This is a genomic window from Paenibacillus marchantiophytorum (assembly GCF_014640555.1).
Lineage (GTDB): Bacteria > Bacillota > Bacilli > Paenibacillales > NBRC-103111 > Paenibacillus_E > Paenibacillus_E marchantiophytorum.
The window spans coordinates 216,476-234,773 of sequence record NZ_BMHE01000005.1 but is presented as its reverse complement, the minus strand read 5'-3'; the positions used below and the strand labels follow the sequence as shown (position 1 = coordinate 234,773).

General features: G+C 38.9%; 22 protein-coding genes. 20 read left to right on the top strand and 2 right to left on the bottom strand.

All coding sequences use genetic code 11. From position 1 onward, the window contains the following. The first annotated feature begins 7 nt into the window (after positions 1–7). The 14 genes from IEY34_RS37715 to IEY34_RS07935 all read left to right on the top strand — a co-directional run bounded on the left by IEY34_RS37715 (position 8) and on the right by IEY34_RS07935 (position 11,889). A complete protein-coding gene (locus IEY34_RS37715) occupies positions 8–151 on the top strand; it encodes a GtrA family protein (protein WP_189010053.1) in 144 nt (47 codons plus the stop codon). 130 nt (positions 152–281) lie between these two features. After that, on the top strand, positions 282–1,832 hold the full coding sequence (gene rfbH, locus IEY34_RS07995) for a lipopolysaccharide biosynthesis protein RfbH (RefSeq protein WP_229757515.1): 1,551 nt from the start codon (positions 282–284) through the stop codon (positions 1,830–1,832). Further along, a complete protein-coding gene (locus tag IEY34_RS07990) occupies positions 1,807–2,232 on the top strand; it encodes a GtrA family protein (protein ID WP_308422990.1) in 426 nt (141 codons plus the stop codon). Before rfbH ends, IEY34_RS07990 begins: the two co-directional genes overlap by 26 nt. A 32-nt stretch (positions 2,233–2,264) precedes the next feature. Then, a complete protein-coding gene (rfbF, locus tag IEY34_RS07985; protein ID WP_189010051.1) occupies positions 2,265–3,041 on the top strand; it encodes a glucose-1-phosphate cytidylyltransferase in 777 nt (258 codons plus the stop codon). After that, positions 3,005–4,105: a CDP-glucose 4,6-dehydratase gene (gene rfbG / locus IEY34_RS07980; protein ID WP_229757514.1), complete on the top strand. Its 1,101-nt coding sequence runs from the start codon at positions 3,005–3,007 to the stop codon at positions 4,103–4,105. Before rfbF ends, rfbG begins: the two co-directional genes overlap by 37 nt. A gap of 10 nt (positions 4,106–4,115) precedes the next feature. Then, positions 4,116–4,991, top strand: coding sequence for an NAD-dependent epimerase/dehydratase family protein (locus IEY34_RS07975; protein WP_189010049.1), 876 nt, complete (start codon positions 4,116–4,118; stop codon positions 4,989–4,991). Between the two features lie 11 nt (positions 4,992–5,002). Then, entirely contained in the window at positions 5,003–5,791 is a 789-nt protein-coding gene (locus IEY34_RS07970) for a transketolase (protein ID WP_189010047.1), read from the top strand. Position 5,792: 1 nt separating this feature from the next. Further along, on the top strand, positions 5,793–6,728 hold the full coding sequence (locus IEY34_RS07965) for a transketolase family protein (protein WP_189010045.1): 936 nt from the start codon (positions 5,793–5,795) through the stop codon (positions 6,726–6,728). Continuing rightward, positions 6,728–7,723 (top strand): glycosyltransferase family 2 protein, encoded by a 996-nt coding sequence (locus tag IEY34_RS07960; RefSeq protein WP_189010043.1) that lies wholly within the window; start codon positions 6,728–6,730, stop codon positions 7,721–7,723. Before IEY34_RS07965 ends, IEY34_RS07960 begins: the two co-directional genes overlap by 1 nt. A gap of 24 nt (positions 7,724–7,747) precedes the next feature. Next, complete coding sequence (locus IEY34_RS07955; RefSeq protein WP_189010041.1) at positions 7,748–8,491, top strand: sugar phosphate nucleotidyltransferase; 744 nt, start codon at positions 7,748–7,750, stop codon at positions 8,489–8,491. A gap of 15 nt (positions 8,492–8,506) precedes the next feature. Then, the gene (gene rfbC / locus IEY34_RS07950) at positions 8,507–9,073 is read left to right on the top strand and encodes a dTDP-4-dehydrorhamnose 3,5-epimerase (protein WP_189010038.1); all 567 of its coding nucleotides are present in this window, start codon (positions 8,507–8,509) and stop codon (positions 9,071–9,073) included. Then, positions 9,070–10,089, top strand: a complete 1,020-nt coding sequence (gene rfbB, locus IEY34_RS07945; protein ID WP_189010036.1) for a dTDP-glucose 4,6-dehydratase — start codon at positions 9,070–9,072, stop codon at positions 10,087–10,089. Before rfbC (IEY34_RS07950) ends, rfbB begins: the two co-directional genes overlap by 4 nt. Beyond that, entirely contained in the window at positions 10,089–10,949 is an 861-nt protein-coding gene (gene rfbD / locus IEY34_RS07940; protein ID WP_189010034.1) for a dTDP-4-dehydrorhamnose reductase, read from the top strand. The genes rfbB and rfbD overlap by 1 nt, the downstream gene beginning before the upstream one ends. After that, the gene (locus tag IEY34_RS07935) at positions 10,936–11,889 is read left to right on the top strand and encodes a glycosyltransferase family 2 protein (protein WP_189010032.1); all 954 of its coding nucleotides are present in this window, start codon (positions 10,936–10,938) and stop codon (positions 11,887–11,889) included. Before rfbD ends, IEY34_RS07935 begins: the two co-directional genes overlap by 14 nt. Positions 11,890–11,918: 29 nt before the next feature. Here the strand turns inward: IEY34_RS07935 and IEY34_RS07930 are convergent, their stop codons facing one another. Beyond that, entirely contained in the window at positions 11,919–12,200 is a 282-nt protein-coding gene (locus IEY34_RS07930) for a hypothetical protein (protein WP_189010030.1), read from the bottom strand. A 174-nt stretch (positions 12,201–12,374) separates the two neighbouring features. Between IEY34_RS07930 and IEY34_RS07925 the strand changes: the two genes are divergently transcribed. The 5 genes from IEY34_RS07925 (at position 12,375) to IEY34_RS07910 (ending at position 15,784) form a co-directional block, all read left to right on the top strand. After that, positions 12,375–13,241 carry a glycosyltransferase family 2 protein gene (locus IEY34_RS07925; protein WP_189010028.1) on the top strand — a complete coding sequence of 289 codons (867 nt, stop codon included), beginning with the start codon at positions 12,375–12,377 and terminating at the stop codon, positions 13,239–13,241. A gap of 6 nt (positions 13,242–13,247) precedes the next feature. Further along, positions 13,248–14,654, top strand: coding sequence for an undecaprenyl-phosphate glucose phosphotransferase (locus tag IEY34_RS07920; RefSeq protein ID WP_189010026.1), 1,407 nt, complete (start codon positions 13,248–13,250; stop codon positions 14,652–14,654). A gap of 83 nt (positions 14,655–14,737) precedes the next feature. Continuing rightward, entirely contained in the window at positions 14,738–14,863 is a 126-nt protein-coding gene (locus IEY34_RS37255) for a hypothetical protein (RefSeq protein ID WP_268240111.1), read from the top strand. 134 nt (positions 14,864–14,997) lie between these two features. Further along, the gene (gene rfbC, locus IEY34_RS07915; protein WP_189010141.1) at positions 14,998–15,543 is read left to right on the top strand and encodes a dTDP-4-dehydrorhamnose 3,5-epimerase; all 546 of its coding nucleotides are present in this window, start codon (positions 14,998–15,000) and stop codon (positions 15,541–15,543) included. A gap of 67 nt (positions 15,544–15,610) precedes the next feature. After that, positions 15,611–15,784 carry a hypothetical protein gene (locus IEY34_RS07910; RefSeq protein ID WP_189010015.1) on the top strand — a complete coding sequence of 58 codons (174 nt, stop codon included), beginning with the start codon at positions 15,611–15,613 and terminating at the stop codon, positions 15,782–15,784. Between the two features lie 37 nt (positions 15,785–15,821). Here the strand turns inward: IEY34_RS07910 and IEY34_RS07905 are convergent, their stop codons facing one another. Beyond that, positions 15,822–16,901, bottom strand: a complete 1,080-nt coding sequence (locus IEY34_RS07905; RefSeq protein WP_189010013.1) for an acyltransferase family protein — start codon at positions 16,899–16,901, stop codon at positions 15,822–15,824. Positions 16,902–17,120: 219 nt separating this feature from the next. Here IEY34_RS07905 and IEY34_RS07900 point away from each other — a divergent pair, with 219 nt between their 5' ends. Continuing rightward, the gene (locus IEY34_RS07900) at positions 17,121–18,293 is read left to right on the top strand and encodes an outer membrane lipoprotein-sorting protein (protein WP_189010011.1); all 1,173 of its coding nucleotides are present in this window, start codon (positions 17,121–17,123) and stop codon (positions 18,291–18,293) included. The last annotated feature ends 5 nt before the right edge of the window (positions 18,294–18,298 follow it).

Genomic DNA, 18,298 nt, shown 5'->3' with positions numbered 1-18,298 from the left:
GCACAATGTGCGTGGAGTATTGAATAGTTACTTCTGGAACGATAGTTGGACCTTTAATACTGTTAGAAAGAAAAACTATAAAAACCTTTTAAAGTTATCTGGTGTATATGTAATTACTTTTTTTATTAATTTAATTTTGCTTTATTTATAAATAAACTATCTAGGATTAAATTCCTTGCATTCTCAAGTATTTGCAGTGTTTATGACAACTCTAATTAGTTTCATTGGTCATAAATTTTGGGGTTTCAGATTGAGTAAATCAGACACTAGGAGTGGAATATATGTTAAAAATACATGACTTAGTTCAAAAGAAATCAACAAGTGAATTAGCTATTATACTAAATGTAAATACGAATAATTATGAAGTTGTAATATTAAGTTTAAAAGAACTAACGGAACCCAATTTTCAAATTGTTATAGATGTAGACAATGATACTAGTATGCTGATTGATTTCAGAGTAAAGGACCTTTTTGAAAAGACGGAAATTAGTTATATAAAGAGCATTCCCAATGATATTGCTGAGAAGATAATGAGATTGGAAATCCTCTCTAAAGTAGAAGTGTTTTATAGAATGTTCCATGAGAAAAAAGACTCATTTAACCAGGACACTTCTTCTATTTCTTATGGTGGCCGTGTTTACGATGAAAGAGAAATGAAAAACCTTGTTGATTCTTCATTGGATTTTTGGTTAACAGCAGGTAGGTTCAGCAAGCAATTTGAAAAAGAGTTTGCAGAGTTTATCGGGGTTAGATACGCATTGCTAACAAATTCAGGATCATCAGCAAATCTTTTGGCATTCTCCGCTCTCACATCTCCAAAATTAGGTGAACGTAGAATTAAACCAGGAGACGAAGTTATAACAGTCGCCGCGGGGTTTCCAACCACAGTAGCCCCAATAATTCAAAATAATGCAATACCCGTCTTTCTTGACGTAGAACTGGGGACTTATAACATTATTGTAGAGGATATAGAAAAAGCAATTACGCCAAAAACAAAAGCAATAATGATTGCTCACACAATGGGCAACCCATTTGAATTAGATAAAGTTATGGAAATTGCAAATAAATATAATCTATGGGTTATCGAAGACAACTGTGATGCTTTAGGTTCTAAATTCGATAATAGACTAACAGGTACATTTGGCCATATAGCTACTTCAAGTTTCTATCCTCCTCATCATATGACTATGGGTGAAGGTGGGGCGGTTTATACAAACGATCCCAAATTGAAAATGATTATCGAATCATTTAGAGATTGGGGAAGAGATTGTTGGTGTCCATCTGGTTGTGATGATACTTGCAAGAAACGTTTTGGCTGGCAGTTAGGTTCATTACCTGAAGGTTATGATCATAAGTACACATATTCACATATTGGCTACAATTTAAGAGTGACAGATATGCAGGCAGCAGTTGGACTTGAGCAACTTAAAAAAGTTCCAAACTTTGTTCAAGCGCGGAAGAATAATTTTAATAGGATACTTAAAGGTTTAAAAGATCTAGAGGAATATTTTATTCTTCCTAGACCTACTGTAAATTCGGATCCAAGCTGGTTTGGTTTTATTCTGACAATCAAGGACGGTATGCCTTTCAATAGAAATGAAATTGTTAGTTTCTTAGAAAAGAACAGAATTCAAACTAGGATGCTCTTTGCAGGGAATTTAGTAAGACAACCAGCTTTTCAAGATGTAGAGTTTAGAATTCATGATAATTTAAAAAATACCGATAAAATCTTATACGATACTTTTCTTGTTGGTGTTTATCCCGGATTGAATACTGAAATGGTTAACTATATGATTAGTAAAATTCATGAATTTGTTAGCAAATATAAATAATTCTATGAAAAAAAATGTAGATTTATTTCAAAATATGGTAGATAATAAGTTTTTTAAATTTCTTGTAATAGGCGGAATTAATACTATATTTGGATATTCATTATATGCTCTTTTTATTTTTTTTCATTTGCATTATGCAGTTGCAACATTATTTTCAACGATAATTGGAATTTTCTTTAATTTTAAAACAATTGGTAGTATTGTCTTTAAAAATAAAAATAATAGGTTACTATTAAAGTTTTTTATTGTATATGGAATAATATATTTTTTAAACATTACAATTATGTATTTCTTAAATTCGCTGTTAATGAATCAATATTTTACAGGTGCTATAACAGTTCTACCCCTAGCTATTCTTTCATTTTTTTTGAACAAAAAGTACGTATTCACGCAGAAATAAAAATATAATTTAATTGTATGGGGGCAACACATATGAAAGTAGTCATATTAGCTGGTGGATATGGTACAAGAATAAGTGAGGAATCACACCTAAAACCAAAACCTATGATTGAAATCGGGGAAAGACCAATTTTATGGCATATTATGAAGCAATATTCATCTTATGGGTTTAATGATTTTATTATATGCTTGGGTTATAAAGGATTTTTCATTAAAGAATATTTTGCGCACTATTTTCTACATGAATCTGATGTGACATTTGATTTTAGAAATGATAATCATTTTATAACTCATCAGCATTCAGCAGAGCCCTGGAAAGTAACATTAGTAAATACAGGTCTTGATACAATGACAGGTGGAAGAATAAAGCGTATTAAAGACTATACAGAAAACGAGCCGTTCATGCTTACTTATGGTGATGGAGTCTCAGATGTTAATATTGCTGAACTAGTTAATTTCCATAAACTCCATGGAAGAATTGCAACAGTAACTTCAGTTCAGCCAAGTGGACGTTTTGGTGCATTGGATCTGTCTCAAAATGATAGTGTCAAAGGTTTTCAAGAAAAACCTAAGGGTGATGGTTCTTGGATCAATGCTGGATTTTTTGTTTTTCAACCTGAATTTTTTAACTATTTAGAGGGTGATGATTCACTAATATTAGAAAAAGAACCTCTTGAGAAAGTGGCGAGTGCAGGTGAATTAATGGCATATAAACACGAAGGGTTTTGGCACCCGATGGATACCCTTCGTGATAAAAATTATTTGGAAGATTTATGGAAGAGCAAAAAGGCTCCATGGAGAAAATGGTAATGATGACAAACTCAAATTTTTGGGCAAACAAAAGGGTGTTAGTTACTGGTCATACTGGATTTAAGGGTTCTTGGATGAGTATTTGGCTTAATCTGTTGGGGGCAAATGTTTCAGGATATTCCTTAGAAGCGCCAACAAATCCATCATTATTCAAAGTATCTAAATTATCCAGCATTATAAACTCAAATATAGGTGATATCCGAGATTTTGCAAAAGTCAAGAAAGTAATTGAAGATGTTAACCCAGAAATAATATTTCATATGGCTGCTCAACCCTTGGTAAGAGAATCCTATATCAATCCCTTAGCAACTTATGAAGTAAATGTTATGGGAACTGCCAACTTATTAGAGGCTGCGAGGCAGTTTTCCAATGTTAAAGCAATTGTCAATGTCACTACAGATAAATGTTATGAAAACAAGGAATGGGTTTGGGGTTATCGCGAAAATGAGCCATTAGGTGGTCATGATCCGTATTCGAGTAGTAAAGCATGTTCGGAATTGGTAACAAGTTCATATAGAAATTCTTATTTTGCAAAGGGTTCTACTTTTATTGCTTCTGCGCGTGCAGGAAATGTGATTGGTGGAGGAGATTGGGCTGTTGATCGGTTAATTCCTGATTGCCTTAAATCTCTTACCAATAATGAAACTATCCTTATTCGAAACCCAAATTCGATTAGACCTTGGCAGCATGTATTGGAGCCTCTTAGTGGTTATTTATTACTTGCTCAAAATTTGTATAATTATGGGGAGAAATATGCGGAAGCATGGAATTTTGGTCCTGAGGATGAGGATGCAAAGTCAGTAAAATGGATAGTAGAAAAAATATGCTCTATGTGGGGAAATGAAGCCACTTATGTTATTGACAAGGGATATCATCCACATGAGGCGCAATATCTAAAACTTGATTGTTCAAAAGCAAAAATGCAGCTTGAATGGAAACCAAGATGGAGTTTGGAAGAAGCATTAAGTAAGATTATTGAATGGACCCATTCTTATAGAGAGAATGGTTCTATTATGGATATTTGTATAAATCAGATAAATTCATATTGTAAAGTTAAAGAATGAGAGGAAGTATATGTGGAATATTCTCGTAACAGGTTCAACTGGATTTGTAGGAGCAAATTTAGTTAGAGAATTAGTTGAACAGCCTAACACTAATGTTTCAATAATCATAAGAAAAAGCTCCGATATCTGGCGAATTAAAGACATTATGCATAAATTTCATAAAATATTTAATTCAGACTTAGATGATACAAAACACGTGGAGGAAGCATTTGTGGAAATAAATCCTGACTATGTCTATCATGTTGCGACATATGGAGGATTTCCAGGCCAAGTGGATACTCAGCAAACCATTAAATCAAATTTGATTGCAACAATGACTCTTATAGACCTCTCAGTAAAATATGATGTGAAGCAATTTATTAACACGGGGAGTTCCTCAGAGTATGGAATAAAAGATGCACCTATGAAAGAATCTGACTACTGTGAACCAGTTAATTTTTATGGTATAACGAAACTTGCCGCAACAAATTATTGCAGTATGATTGGAAGACAGCAAACGAACCTGAAAACATGTACTTTGAGGCTTTTCTCACCATACGGGGATTATGAAGATGACTCAAGATTATATCCAAGTATTAAGAGCTCATTGATGAAAAACGAATCGCCACGGTTATCAAGACCTTATTCCGTTAGAGATTTCATCCCAATTTCTAATGTAATTAATATTTATCTTGAAATTCTGAAAGTCAATTACCAATCTGGTGATATAATAAATGTAGGATCCGGCAAGCAGTCTAACATTGAGGATTTTTATTATCAGATTGCAAAAGAACTAGATAAAGAAAATATCATACCAATATGGGGCGAGGCTACATCTAGAGCAAATGAACCTAAGTCGTGGGTTGCAGATATTTCTAAATTAAAATCGTTAATTTCGATTGATTAAAGAGGGATTATATGAACGATATATCAAAAAACATAAGAAAATCGATATTGCACATGGTACATTATTCAAAATCATCTCATGTTGGTACATGCTTATCCATGGTAGATATTCTAGCTGTGTTATATTTCAAGTTTTTGAGAATTGATCCTACAAATCCTAAATTAGAAGGCAGAGATAAATTTATTCTTAGTAAAGGTCATGGAGGAGCTGCTTTATATGCTACGCTAGCAGAACGGGGCTTCTTTCCAAAGGAATATTTAAATAAATATTATGTTGATGATGGTATCTTACCTGGGCATTTGGATATGACAGCTGTGCCTGGAATTGAAAGTTCAGCAGGTTCATTAGGACATGGTTTGTCAATTGGGATTGGCATGGCTTATGCTAATAGAAGTAGCAATATTGCAGGTGAAGTAATTGTTTTATTAGGAGACGGAGAATGTAACGAAGGATCCGTCTGGGAAGGGATTATGTATGCTTCATCTGCCAATTTAACTAATTTAACAGCTATTGTTGATTACAATAAGCTTCAAAGTTTTGGAAGAACGAATGAGGTTGTAAATCAAGAAAACATGTCAAAACGATGGGAATCTTTTGGCTGGCATGTGATTGAAATTGATGGACATAATCATGAAGCGATTGAGCAAGGTTTAAATCATAAAGCATTAAAACCTAAAGTTATTATAGCACATACAATTAAAGGTAAAGGCGTTTCATATATGGAAGATAGGTTAGAATGGCATTACAAATCTCCGAGTGATGAGCAGTTAAAAATGGCTTTAAAGGAATTGGGAGAATAGTATGAGAAATACTTTTATTGATACTCTAGTGGAAGAAGCAAAATTGAACGAAAATATTTATATAATAACACCCGATTTAGGATTTTCCGTATTGGAAAGGTTCGGTGAACTATTTCCTGACAGGCTTATAAATGTTGGGATAGCTGAACAGAATGCGGTTGGTATAGCAGCTGGGTTAGCTTTGTCTGGTAAAATTGTTTATGTTTATAGTATCGTTCCTTTTGTTACAATGCGATGTTTTGAACAAGTACGTGTTGATGTTGCATATATGATGACTAACGTAAGACTAGTTGGAGTGGGAGCTGGTCTTTCTTATGGTCCAGCAGGGGCTACTCATCATTCAATTGAAGATATAGCTATTATGAGAGCACTGCCTAATATGACCGTATGTTGCCCAGGAGATCCAATTGAAGTTAGAGAGATTATTAGACAAAGCGTGACCTATCAAGGACCGATGTATATTCGTTTAGGAAAAAACGGCGAACCCAAAATTCATAATGAACAGACACGTGTTCAAATTGGTAAAGCAATTGAAGTTGTTGCGGGAAAAGATGTAGCGATTCTAACAACAAGTAATATGCTTGAAGCTGGATCTGATATAGTAAAAAAATTAGATATTGAATATGGAAAAAGTGCTACTTTAATAAGTGTAGCAACAATTAAGCCTCTAGATTTAGAAGTTATTACTAGGTTAATTAATACAAGTATTCCAATAATCACTTTAGAAGAGCATAACATTATAGGCGGGTTAGGAAGTGCTGTTTCAGAAGTAATTGCAGAAAGTGGAAAAGCGGTTCCTTTTAAAAGGTTTGGTATCAAGGATGAATATTCCCACTATGTAGGAAGTCATTCTTATTTGCGAGAAAAATTTATTTTTGATTCAGGTTTTTTAGATGCAATCTTAGCACTGATTCAAGATAATGAGGTGATGCAATAATGAAACTTATAAGCATTGTTACACCTTGCTATAATGAACAAGATAATGTTGAAGAATTATACAAACAAGTAAAAGCAGTTTTTGATAATTTTTCTGATTATGAATATGAGCATATATTTATTGATAATGCATCGAAAGATAAAACGGTATCTATTTTGAAGAAACTTGCATCAACTGATCCAAATGTCAAAATTATTGTAAATTCTAGGAATTTCGGACATATTCGATCTCCTTATCATGCTTTGCTCCAAGCAACTGGTGAAGCTGTAATACTATTAGTTGCTGATTTACAAGATCCTCCGACAATGATTAAAGATTTTCTCGTGAAATGGGAAGAAGGTTATAAAGTTGTACTTGGGGTTAAGTCTCAAAGCGAAGAATCATCTATCATGTTTGCAATACGAAAAATGTATTACAATTTTATAAATCGTGTTTCCGAAATAGATCTAACGAAAAATAATACTGGATTTGGATTGTACGATAAAAAAGTCATTGAAATATTAAGGGGTATTGATGATCCTTACCCATATTTCAGAGGTCTCATATCTGATATTGGTTTTGAGAGTTATAAAATAGAATATATTCAACCTGTAAGAAAGAGAGGAATAACTAAAAATAATTTCTATACTTTGTATGATATTGCAATGTTAGGTATAACTAATCATTCAAAAGTTCCGTTACGCTTAGCTGCAATGCTTGGATTTGCTATGTCAGCAATTAGTTTACTTGTAGCAATTATTTATTTTTTGGCCAAAATGTTTTTTTGGAATTATTTCTCTGTAGGTGTTGCTCCACTCGTAATCGGTCTTTTTTTCTTTTCATCTGTGCAATTATTTTTTATAGGTATTATTGGCGAATACATTGGTTCTATTCATACTCAGGTTTTAAAACGGCCGCTAGTAATTGAGAAAGAAAGAATAAATTTCGAGAAGAATCAACTTAATTTATTGTATAATTTAGCAAAAAATGAGGTAGCGATATCAACATCAGATTAAAAAGTAATTTATTTTGGAGGTCATATGAAAGGTATTATTTTAGCAGGGGGAACAGGTTCTCGACTGTTCCCATTAACAAAAGTAACAAACAAACATTTACTTCCTGTCGGTAAGTACCCTATGATCTTCCACGCTGTGGCCAAGCTTAAAGAAGCTGATATCAACGATATTCTCATCGTCACTGGCAAAGAGCATATGGGCGACGTAGTGAATCTATTGGGGAGCGGCCGAGAGATGGGGGTAACTTTCACGTATAAGGTTCAGGATGAAGCTGGTGGTATTGCTCAAGCACTAGATCTCGCTGAACACTTTGTAGGAAATGATCAGATGGTCGTTATTTTAGGTGATAACATATTTGAAGAAAGTATCGTTCCATTTGTAAACAACTTTAGGGTTCAACACAATGGGGCGAAAATCCTTATTCAAGAAGTTCAAGACCCACAAAGATATGGTGTTCCAGAGTTGCAGGGAGACAAGATTATCTCTATTGAAGAAAAGCCTAAACAACCTAAAAGCAGCTACGCGGTAACTGGGATCTATATGTATGACAGTTCTGTATTTAAGATAGTTAAGACACTGAAGCCATCAGGACGCGGCGAGCTTGAGATCACAGATGTTAATAACGCATACATTGAAAAAAATGAACTGACTTACGATGTTCTTCAAGGTTGGTGGACCGATGCAGGTACACATGCTTCATTATCAAAAGCCAATGGATTGGCGAAAGATTTGTATTTCGGAGATGATTTTGGAAAACTCAAACTGTAAGAGGTGTAAAAACCGATGAACATCTTAACAACTAAGCTAGAAGGACTATTCATTATAGAACCCGATGTCCACGGTGACAATCGGGGCTTTTTTATGGAAAGCTATAGCAGTGCAAAGTTTGCAGAACTAGGCATTGATTTCCCTTTCATTCAAGACAATCATTCTTTATCCGTGGAAACAGGTGTGTTGCGGGGGCTGCATTATCAGTTGAATCCCAAGGCACAGACGAAGCTTGTTCGAGTAACTGCTGGTGCAATTTACGATGTAGCGGTAGACATCCGCAAAGAATCCTCCACGTTTGGTCAATGGGTGGGAGTTATCCTTAGTGAAGCCAACAAGCGGCAACTCCTTGTTCCTCAAGGTTTTGCACATGGTTTTTATACGATTGTGCCTAATACGCAAGTTCTCTATAAAGTAGATGAGTATTACTCACCTGAACACGATAGGGGCATACTTTGGAGTGATCCTGCGCTTGGAATTGATTGGCCAACATCTAAGCCTATTCTTTCCGACAAAGATCAAAAGCACCCGCTCCTCAAGGATGCGGAAATAAACTTTTACATGGGAGCTATACAATCATGAGAGTGCTAATCACTGGCGGGGCCGGCTTTATAGGCAGCAACTTCGTACATTATATGCTTGACCGATATCCGAACTATCAAATCATTAATCTCGATGCTCTGACTTACGCGGGAAATTTAGAGAACCTAACATCCATTCAGGAAAATAGCCAGTACACTTTCATTAAAGGTGACATCACAAATGAAGAGTTAGTAAGCAGCATTTTCGCTCAGGGAATCGATAGGGTCGTTCATTTCGCTGCTGAATCCCATGTGGACCGTAGCATCCTTGAGCCGGATATTTTTGTGAAAACCAATGTCTTAGGTACACAAGTTTTACTGGAAGCAGCTAGAAAGCATGCAGTTAAGAAGTTTGTTCATGTGTCCACAGATGAAGTCTACGGCTCACTTGGCGAGACTGGCTTTTTTACGGAAGAAACACCTTTAGCACCGAATAGTCCGTACTCAGCTAGCAAAGCGGGATCTGACCTTTTGGTACGTGCTTACCATGAGACATTTGGATTGCCAATCAATATCACTCGTTGTTCAAATAACTACGGACCTTATCAATTTCCTGAGAAGTTAATTCCGTTAATGATTGCGAATGCTTTAAACGATAAATCTCTCCCTGTTTACGGTGACGGCCTTAATATTAGAGATTGGTTATATGTCGAGGATCATTGCAGCGCGATCGATCTTGTTTTGCATAAAGGCGTTAATGGAGAAGTTTATAACATCGGTGGAAATAACGAGAGAACCAACATTCAAATCATACAAACGATTCTTCGGGAGCTGGGTAAACCAGAGTCATTGATGCAATTCGTAAAAGATCGTCCAGGGCATGACCGCCGCTATGGGATTGATGCAACGAAGATTACGAATGAGCTTGGATGGAAGCCTAAGCATAATTTTGAAACAGGCATACATGAAACTATTCGGTGGTATTTGGAAAATCAGGATTGGTGGAAACGAATTCAGACGGGTGAGTATCAAAAGTATTTTAATGAACAATATGGGGCACGACTAGGTACTAAATAATGATAATATTAGTAACTGGAGCAAACGGCCAGCTAGGACAAGATGTTGTTAGATCACTTGGAGCTGATCACGAAGTTCATGGTTATGGAAGAGATCAACTAGATATTACGAATGAGAGTCAATGCATAGAGGTCATTATGGCCTTAAGACCTGATGTTGTTATTCATAGTGCGGCTTATACAGCGGTTGATCTTGCAGAAACAGAAGTAGAGAAAGTTTACATGGTTAATGCAGATGGAACGAAGAATCTTGTTCTAGCGGCTGAGGCTCTTGGGGCGAAGTTCTGCTATATTAGCACGGACTATGTTTTTGACGGTATATCTGTTACCCCCTACAAAGAAGACGATCTGACTAACCCGCAAAGTGTCTACGGGAAGTCCAAAAGGGCCGGTGAACAGCATGTAGAATCGCTGTCCTCGAAGTATTTTATCGTGAGAACTTCTTGGGTATATGGCATTTATGGGGCTAATTTTGTAAAAACAATGTTGAATCTGGTGAAGACCAGGGATTCATTGAAAGTTGTTAGTGATCAGTTCGGATCACCGACTTATACGGTCGATCTTGCTTTGTTTCTTGGTCAGCTTGTGCAAACGGAGAAGTACGGAATTTATCATGCATCTAACTCTGGGGTATGTTCGTGGTATAATTTTGCATGCGCTATTTTTGAAGAGAGCGGTTCGAAGGTAACGGTTGATCCTTGCTCGACGGAAGAATTTCCACGGCCAGCTCCAAGACCAAGAAATTCGGCTATGGCACATGGAGCGATTCTTGCTAATGGATTTGATGACTTACGGCCTTGGCGAGAAGGACTTAAAGCATTTTTGAAGGAGCAAGGTGAGAGCAAGGATGAAAACGGTTAGTGTTCATATTGTTACATACAATAGCTCCGAGCATATCGACGATTGTTTGCAAGCGGTATTAAATCAATATTATCCGATTAAAGAAATCGTAGTGATTGATAATGCCTCTAAAGACAGCACATTATACGAATTAGAAAAATGGTTCCAAAATTGTACGCTTATTCGTAATGCCATTAACAATGGATTTGCTGGTGGTCATAATCAGGCAATACGAATGACGGACTCCGATTTTTGTCTTATTTTGAATCCTGATGTGGTTCTCGATACAGACTATATTCGAAGAACCATAGAGATATTGACTATGAATCAACAAGCCGGCGCTGCCACAGGAAAACTACTTTTCAAAGCAGATCCAACCCAAATAGATAGCACAGGGCTCATCATTAACAAAGCACGCAGAGCCTTTGACCGCGGAGCGCATCAGTCGAGCGATCAGTTTATGCAAGCAGAAGAAGTATTCGGCGTGTCAGGAGCCGCGGCGATGTATTCACGCGAAATGATTAATGACATTAGTTTAAATGGAGAGTTTTTTGATGAGGATTTTTTTGCGTATAAGGAAGATGTGGAAGTGGCTTGGCGGGCGCAGTTGCTAGGTTGGAAAGCTTACTATGAACCTTCTGCAATCGCTTATCACGAAAGAGGCTGGAAGGAAGGCGGACGGAGCAGCAAACCGCTTTTTGTTAGACGTTTATCCTATATAAATCGTTATAAAATGATGATGAAAAATGATCGGATTTCGATGATTCTAAAACATATCATTTCATTGTTAGTTTATGAATTTCTCAGTTTTGGTTTTGCTCTCTTACGTGAGCCTAAGCTTTTGGGTGCATGGTCTAGTTTCTTTCATTCATTTAAGGAGCTTCGGCAAAAAAGGGCCTTAATTAGAAGTAAGCAAAAAACCACAATTTCAGAAATCAGTCGATGGTTTCGGAATAAATAAAGGCACTTACCCAAACTCGGTAGGTGCCTTTACTCTATTTTGCGCTTATCTTCCCCGCGGATATACTTGGCAATCGTCAACACCCGTCTTTCCTTATCGTAAATAATTGTTCCTTCTTGAACAGCTTTGCGATATTGGGATCGGGCAAGATAATTAAGAGCTTTAATTTCATCAGGATCTCTGGGTTTCATTCGTTTCATTGTCCAGCCTTGGTCTCTGGTTTTTCCGCGAAAGACGTTAACTGCGTAATCTACATCTGGTCGACCTTCAGCAATCTTGGATTGTATGTCGCTTAGTGAGATTTTTCGCACGGAGACACCTCCAGTTCTTATTCTAATTATATCCTAGAAAAATTGTATTTAACATACAGCAATGACTAAAAACCTTATTCCGATTAAATTAACGGAAAATAATTAAAATTTCACCACATTAATTCTCCCATGTTATAATCAAAGTAACGAAATCAATTTAAATGAGGTTTTCAAGTGGATTTAAGTATTATTGTACTAAATTATAAAACACGTGAACTGACGCTAGCTTGTTTAGAATCTGTTTTTTCGTCGTCTACATCATACAACTACGAAATCATCCTAATCGACAACGCATCCAACGACAGCATCATCCAAGCCATCAACGAGCAATACCCGCAGGTCGTCACTATCGCCAACACAGACAACGTCGGCTTCTCCAAAGCCAACAATCAAGGCATCCGAGTCGCCAAAGGACGCTACGTCCTGCTCTTGAACTCCGATACCATCGTTCAACCAGACACGATGGACACGATGCTCCATTTCATGGACGAGAACCCACCTGTAGGAGCCAGCGGCTGCAAAATCGTCCTGCCAGACGGTTCCCTAGACAAAGCCTGCAAGCGGGGCTTCCCGACGCCCTCAGCATCCTTCTACTATGCGTTTGGCTTCTCGAAGTTATTTCCCAAGAAGCCGCGCTTCAACCAGTACCAGCTCGGTTACTTGAATCCGGATGAGGAATATCCCATCGATTCGCTCGTTGGAGCCTTCATGTTGATTCGCCGCGAAGCGATTGAGCAGGTTGGCATGCTGGATGAGGAATTTTTTATGTATGGTGAGGATATAGATTGGTGTTATAGAATTAAACAAGCGGGCTGGGTGAATTACTACTATCCGCGCACTCACATTGTTCACCACAAAGGCGCCAGCAGTCGTAGGAAGCCTTTTAAAATCATATATGAGTTCCATAGGGCAATGATCCTGTTTCACAATAAGCATTATCGACAGAAGTATTCCTGGTTGACCAATGCCATCGTCTATTTAGGCGTCGGCTTGAAATTTGTTCTATCTTTAGCACGAAATAAACTGCGTCCTGCGAGGTGATGTCCATTGATTCGACAGAGTCAAGGTTTTTTGACCCAACTTTATGCACTGGCCGATTTCATATGTATTCAGCTCGTGTTTTTACTTTCCTGGTGGCTTAAGTTCAGAAGCGGATGGATTCCATTCGATCCTCCACTGCCATTCAAGCATTATTTGATGTGGAGCATAAGCTACGCCATAATTGCTATTGTGATCAGTTATATGGTGAACTTTTATACACCCAAAAGAAGGAAGCAGTTTTCCTTCGAGGTTTTGAAAATTATTCAGGTGCATGCCATCAGTTTATTATTGCTATTAAGTGTTCTGTTTATTTTAAAAGAGGTCGACGTTTCCCGTTCTTATCTGTTATTGTTCCTAGTTAACAATATTCTTTGCATCAGCTTCTACCGTTATATGATCAAGGTTTCGCTGAAGCGCGTCCGGCAAAAAGGCTACAACAAGCAGTTCATTCTTATTCTCGGTGCGGGATCCCTGGGCCGCCAATTTTACTCGAAGCTCAAGCAGCATCCGGAGTTAGGATATGAAGTTGTCGGTTTCCTTGATGATTATCAGGAGAAACATGATTTAACATACCAGAGCTATAAGCCAATTATAGGGAAAATTGATGATCTGGAATCCATTCTGAATGATCTCATCATCGACGAAGTAATTATCGCTCTACCTTTGGATGCTCACCGCAAGTTCGGCAGCATTATTAATGTTTGTGAGAAAATCGGTGTCAAAACGCTTATTATTCCGGATTTTTATGATTTCTTGCCGTCTAGGCCTTATTTTGATAATTTTGCGGATATGCCGCTGATTAATGTGCGTGATATTCCATTGGATGAATTCAGGAATCGGTTGTTTAAGCGGGCTTTTGATATTATTTTTGCTTCCGTGGCCATTCTTATTACGATGCCGGTGATGCTGGCCTCTATTATTGCGATTAAGCTGACTTCGGCTGGGCCGATTATTTTTAAGCAGGAGCGCGTTGGACTCAATCGCAGACGTTTTATGATGTACAAGTTCCGCAGTATGAACGTGCTCGCAGAGAGTGCCTCGAATACGGAATGGACGGTTGAAAACGACCCGCGTCGCACGAAGGTAGGAACGTTCCTGCGCAAAACAAGTCTGGATGAGCTGCCACAGTTTTTTAATGTGCTTTTTGGGCATATGAGTGTTGTGGGACCGAGGCCGGAGCGTCCTTATTTTGTGGAACAGTTCAAGGAAGAGGTTCCTAAGTACATGGTGAAGCATCATATTCGTCCGGGGATCACCGGATGGGCGCAGAGCAATGGGCTGCGTGGTGACACGTCGATCGAAGAACGGATTAAGCATGATATTTTCTACATTGAAAATTGGACTTTTTTATTCGATATTAAAATTATTTGGAGAACGATCATTAACGGGTTTATCAATAAGAACGCCTATTAAAAATTTTTTCCAAGCAACCGCATGATTCGCCAACATCTTCCCCATACTAATGCATATACTTAAGTATGCGGGGAGGTTATGGTATGTTCGATCATGAAGACGCTTACCAAGAAGACCATTTGTCGGTCGGCAAAGGCTTGATTGTTGGTGTGCTGTTCGGCTCCCTGATCTGGGTCGGCATAATTGCAGGCATCGTGTATATGTGGTAAATCAGGTTTGATTCATAAAAGAGGCTGCTGGTGCTGTGAAAAGCTCCTGGCAGTCTTTTTGGTTTGGATGGGGTGTCTGTCCGAGACAGTTTGAGCGGAGGACGCATATGTTGGCAATAGAGGTGATTAAGCGAATGAAGGTTGTACCTACGAAACTGGATGGGCTGCTTATTGTTGAACCAGATGTATATGGGGATCATCGGGGTTTTTTTATGGAAAGTTATCATCGATTGAAAATGGCCGAGCAAGGAATCGACATTGCTTTTGTCCAAGATAATCATTCTTTGTCGAAGGATGTAGGCGTGCTGCGGGGGCTTCATTATCAGTTAAATCCAAGGGCACAAACGAAGCTGATCCGAGTTGTGAGCGGGGCGATCTATGATGTGGCGGTTGATATTCGTAAAAGCTCCGCTACGTTCGGCCAGTGGGTAGGGGTCGTGCTAAGTGAGGAGAATAAGCGGCAGTTGCTTGTTCCTCAAGGGTTTGCTCATGGTTTTTGCACGATCGAGCCTCAAACGCAGGTGCTGTATAAAGTGGATGAGTATTACTCTCCGGAAAATGATCGGGGTATCCTGTGGAGCGACCCGGCGATTGGTATTGATTGGCCCACGGCTCATCCGATTTTGTCGGATAAGGACGGGAAGCACCCGCTTCTGAAGGATGCGGACATTAATTTCTAGCATGGATTTGAGCGAAATCTAAGCTATAATGAAAGAAGAAAACTTCTTATGGCTTGGAGGTTGTGTCATGGCTGAATTGACAGATCGTGAGTTCCTAAGCGCTATGCTCGGAAGGATCAATGAGATAGGTGCAGATGTGAAGGTCATCAGAGATCGATTGGACAGCATGGATCGGCGCATGAGTAATATGGAAGAGCGTATGTCTTCTATGGAAAAATGTCTGGAAAGGATAGTCAAATAAAAGGCGACATTGGCAAGCAGCCGTTGTCGCCTTTTTATTATGAGATGGGGACTGATGATTTAGCAGGCTTTGAATTCATAGCGTTTTTGAGCCCTGCAACTAGCTGTTTTTCAGCCAGACTGTATACGATGTAACACAAGGGAATGGTCAGTGCCACCACAAGTAAAGCAGTAAAGAAGAAGCCGATATAGTCCACTAGATGTGTAGCAACACTTAATTTCATTAGAATGGAAATGAAAATGAGATGCGTAAGCAAGATTGTATACGAAGCATTTCCCAATTTATTTAAATGCTGTACCCAGGTTGGAAGCTGTGATTTTTCTGGTATGGATGAAGCGCCTAGTAGCACTAGCACAGCTGGGATAATGTAGAACAGGTAATTATGATACATGATGAGATTGTACATGTTGTTGACCCATATGAAGAAGAAACCCAATGCCCCTACAATAATGAAAAATGTATAGTACCTAGTTTTATGATGCTGTACCCATTTGGCCAGTAGGCAGCCTGCAATGAATTCCAAATTAACTTCGCTAAAAATAAAATTTAAATACACATGACGATCCATATCGGCACCAAGGATAGGAACGTGGAAGACATGACAGATTGTTAATAGCAGCCATAAGCCTGCAAAGATTTTTGCGGGCTTTTTGCCAATGGCCATGAGAAAACTGAAAATCACATAAAAGAGAACAAAATAGCTTAACGACCAAGCGACAGGTAGAACAGGCCCGTGTGTTTGAGGCAGAAGCAGGAGCGATTTGATGATTGTATCTTTGTAGGTTTCATAGCCATAACCAAAACTAGGCACCACAAAATAAACGGGTAAGACGATGAGTGTAATTAACCAGTAGAAAGGATAAATGCGGATTAGTCGATTCGTCAAAAAGGGAATAACGGTCATTTTAGTTCCGATTTTATGTCCATATGTATGATAGAGCAGAAATCCTGTGAGCAGGAAAAAGAAGTCAACACCACCGGATCGCCCGATGCCGCTGATTCCCAGAAAATCGTAGTGAAAGTACTTGAATGACATGGCTGATGTATGGAACAGCAAGACAAAAAAGGCCGCCGCTCCTCGTGAGGCTTGAAGTACAATTCTTTGATTTGGATTCAAAAATAAACTCCTCCGGTTCATAGATACTTACCTTTACAGTCCATCGTGCCAGAAAAGTGTGAATAAATAATGTACACAAGCTGAATGAGCGCTGAAAATGCTAAATATTTCATCGGTCCGACTAAATTTAGCCAAGCCCCAACTCGTCTGCATAATCGGCCAAGTCCCCTCATATGCATGTACTATGTTGATGTTAATCATGAGTGAGGGGATGATCGAATGCGCCGGGTCACATGGATGGTAGCAGTGGTGATGTGCTTAGCATTGGTTCTCGCAGGATGCGGGATGGGCAAGAAAGATGCAGGATCTATCGTAAAGGATTTGGATCATGTGATCAGTAAAGCGAACAGCTATCAGGCTTCTGGTAGCATGATACTGAACACAGGGCAGCAGCCGCAGGAGTATCAGGTTGAGGTGGCTTACTCGCCTGATCATTTTTACCGGATTTCGCTAACGAATGCGACGAAGGATGTCACACAGATTGTGCTTCGTAATGAGGAAGGTGTGTTCGTACTAACACCGCATTTGAAGAAAAGCTTCCGATTCCAAAGCGATTGGCCGGAGAATCAAGGACAAGTGTACTTGTTCCAATCTTTGGCGAAGAGCATTATCGCCGATAAGGATCGTCAGTTTACAACGGACAATGATGCTTATGTGTTCGATGTAGCGGCCAATTATCAGAATGAGCAGCTGTCCCGCCAGAAAATTTGGCTGAATAAGAAAACATTAGCGCCTAAGCAGGTTCAAGTTTCGGATGCGAACCAAAATGTGCTGGTGCAGGTGAGTTTCTCGCATTTTGAGTTCGACGCCAAGTTCGATAAGGATTATTTCCAAATGGAGCGCAATATGACCAGCTGGAATATGAGCACACTGCCAACGATGGCAGATGTGGCCTTATCGGATGCGAATCATCCGGCAACTGGTGAGAAGTCTGTCACAGACAAAAACTTGACTGCTACTGGCGGCCAATCCGATCAAGCAGCAGGTCAAAATGGTCAGAAGGCAACGACTAAAGCGGATACGACGAAGTCGAATGCCGCGGCGAGCAAACCGCAAACGATCGGTATCATTGAGCCGTCCTATTTGCCCAAAGATGTGGTGAAGCAGGACATCACGGATATGAAGTTAGGTGAGGATGCTGCTGTCCTTTTGAGATATAAAGGGAAGTATAGCTTCAGTATTGTTGAAGTAAGGCCGCAAGCCAAGTCCGTATCTTTGCAACCTGGCGATATTGTGGATCTAGGATTCACGATCGGTGTGATCACAGGGGACGCGAAGAAGACGCTCACTTGGACGAATGATGGGGTTGAGTTCCGCTTATCCACAGGTGATCTGCCTACGAGTGAAATGATTAAAGTCGCGATGACGACTGAGGGTCAGTCTGGGAAATAGAAGTG

Bases quoted from the DNA above. Each gene is read 5' to 3' on its own strand.
- IEY34_RS07965 (WP_189010045.1), top strand. From the start codon at position 5,793: ATGAGAAATACTTTTATTGATACTCTAGTGGAAGAAGCAAAATTGAAC.
- IEY34_RS07910 (WP_189010015.1), top strand. From the start codon at position 15,611: ATGGCTGAATTGACAGATCGTGAGTTCCTAAGCGCTATGCTCGGAAGG.
- IEY34_RS07900 (WP_189010011.1), top strand. From the start codon at position 17,121: ATGCGCCGGGTCACATGGATGGTAGCAGTGGTGATGTGCTTAGCATTG.
- IEY34_RS07955 (WP_189010041.1), top strand. From the start codon at position 7,748: ATGAAAGGTATTATTTTAGCAGGGGGAACAGGTTCTCGACTGTTCCCA.
- rfbB (WP_189010036.1), top strand. From the start codon at position 9,070: ATGAGAGTGCTAATCACTGGCGGGGCCGGCTTTATAGGCAGCAACTTC.
- IEY34_RS07975 (WP_189010049.1), top strand. From the start codon at position 4,116: ATGTGGAATATTCTCGTAACAGGTTCAACTGGATTTGTAGGAGCAAAT.
- IEY34_RS07970 (WP_189010047.1), top strand. From the start codon at position 5,003: ATGAACGATATATCAAAAAACATAAGAAAATCGATATTGCACATGGTA.
- rfbD (WP_189010034.1), top strand. From the start codon at position 10,089: ATGATAATATTAGTAACTGGAGCAAACGGCCAGCTAGGACAAGATGTT.
- rfbH (WP_229757515.1), top strand. From the start codon at position 282: ATGTTAAAAATACATGACTTAGTTCAAAAGAAATCAACAAGTGAATTA.
- rfbC (WP_189010141.1), top strand. From the start codon at position 14,998: ATGAAGGTTGTACCTACGAAACTGGATGGGCTGCTTATTGTTGAACCA.
- rfbC (WP_189010038.1), top strand. From the start codon at position 8,507: ATGAACATCTTAACAACTAAGCTAGAAGGACTATTCATTATAGAACCC.
- IEY34_RS37255 (WP_268240111.1), top strand. From the start codon at position 14,738: ATGTTCGATCATGAAGACGCTTACCAAGAAGACCATTTGTCGGTCGGC.
- rfbG (WP_229757514.1), top strand. From the start codon at position 3,005: ATGGAAGAGCAAAAAGGCTCCATGGAGAAAATGGTAATGATGACAAAC.
- rfbF (WP_189010051.1), top strand. From the start codon at position 2,265: ATGAAAGTAGTCATATTAGCTGGTGGATATGGTACAAGAATAAGTGAG.
- IEY34_RS07990 (WP_308422990.1), top strand. From the start codon at position 1,807: ATGAATTTGTTAGCAAATATAAATAATTCTATGAAAAAAAATGTAGAT.
- IEY34_RS07960 (WP_189010043.1), top strand. From the start codon at position 6,728: ATGAAACTTATAAGCATTGTTACACCTTGCTATAATGAACAAGATAAT.
- IEY34_RS07935 (WP_189010032.1), top strand. From the start codon at position 10,936: ATGAAAACGGTTAGTGTTCATATTGTTACATACAATAGCTCCGAGCAT.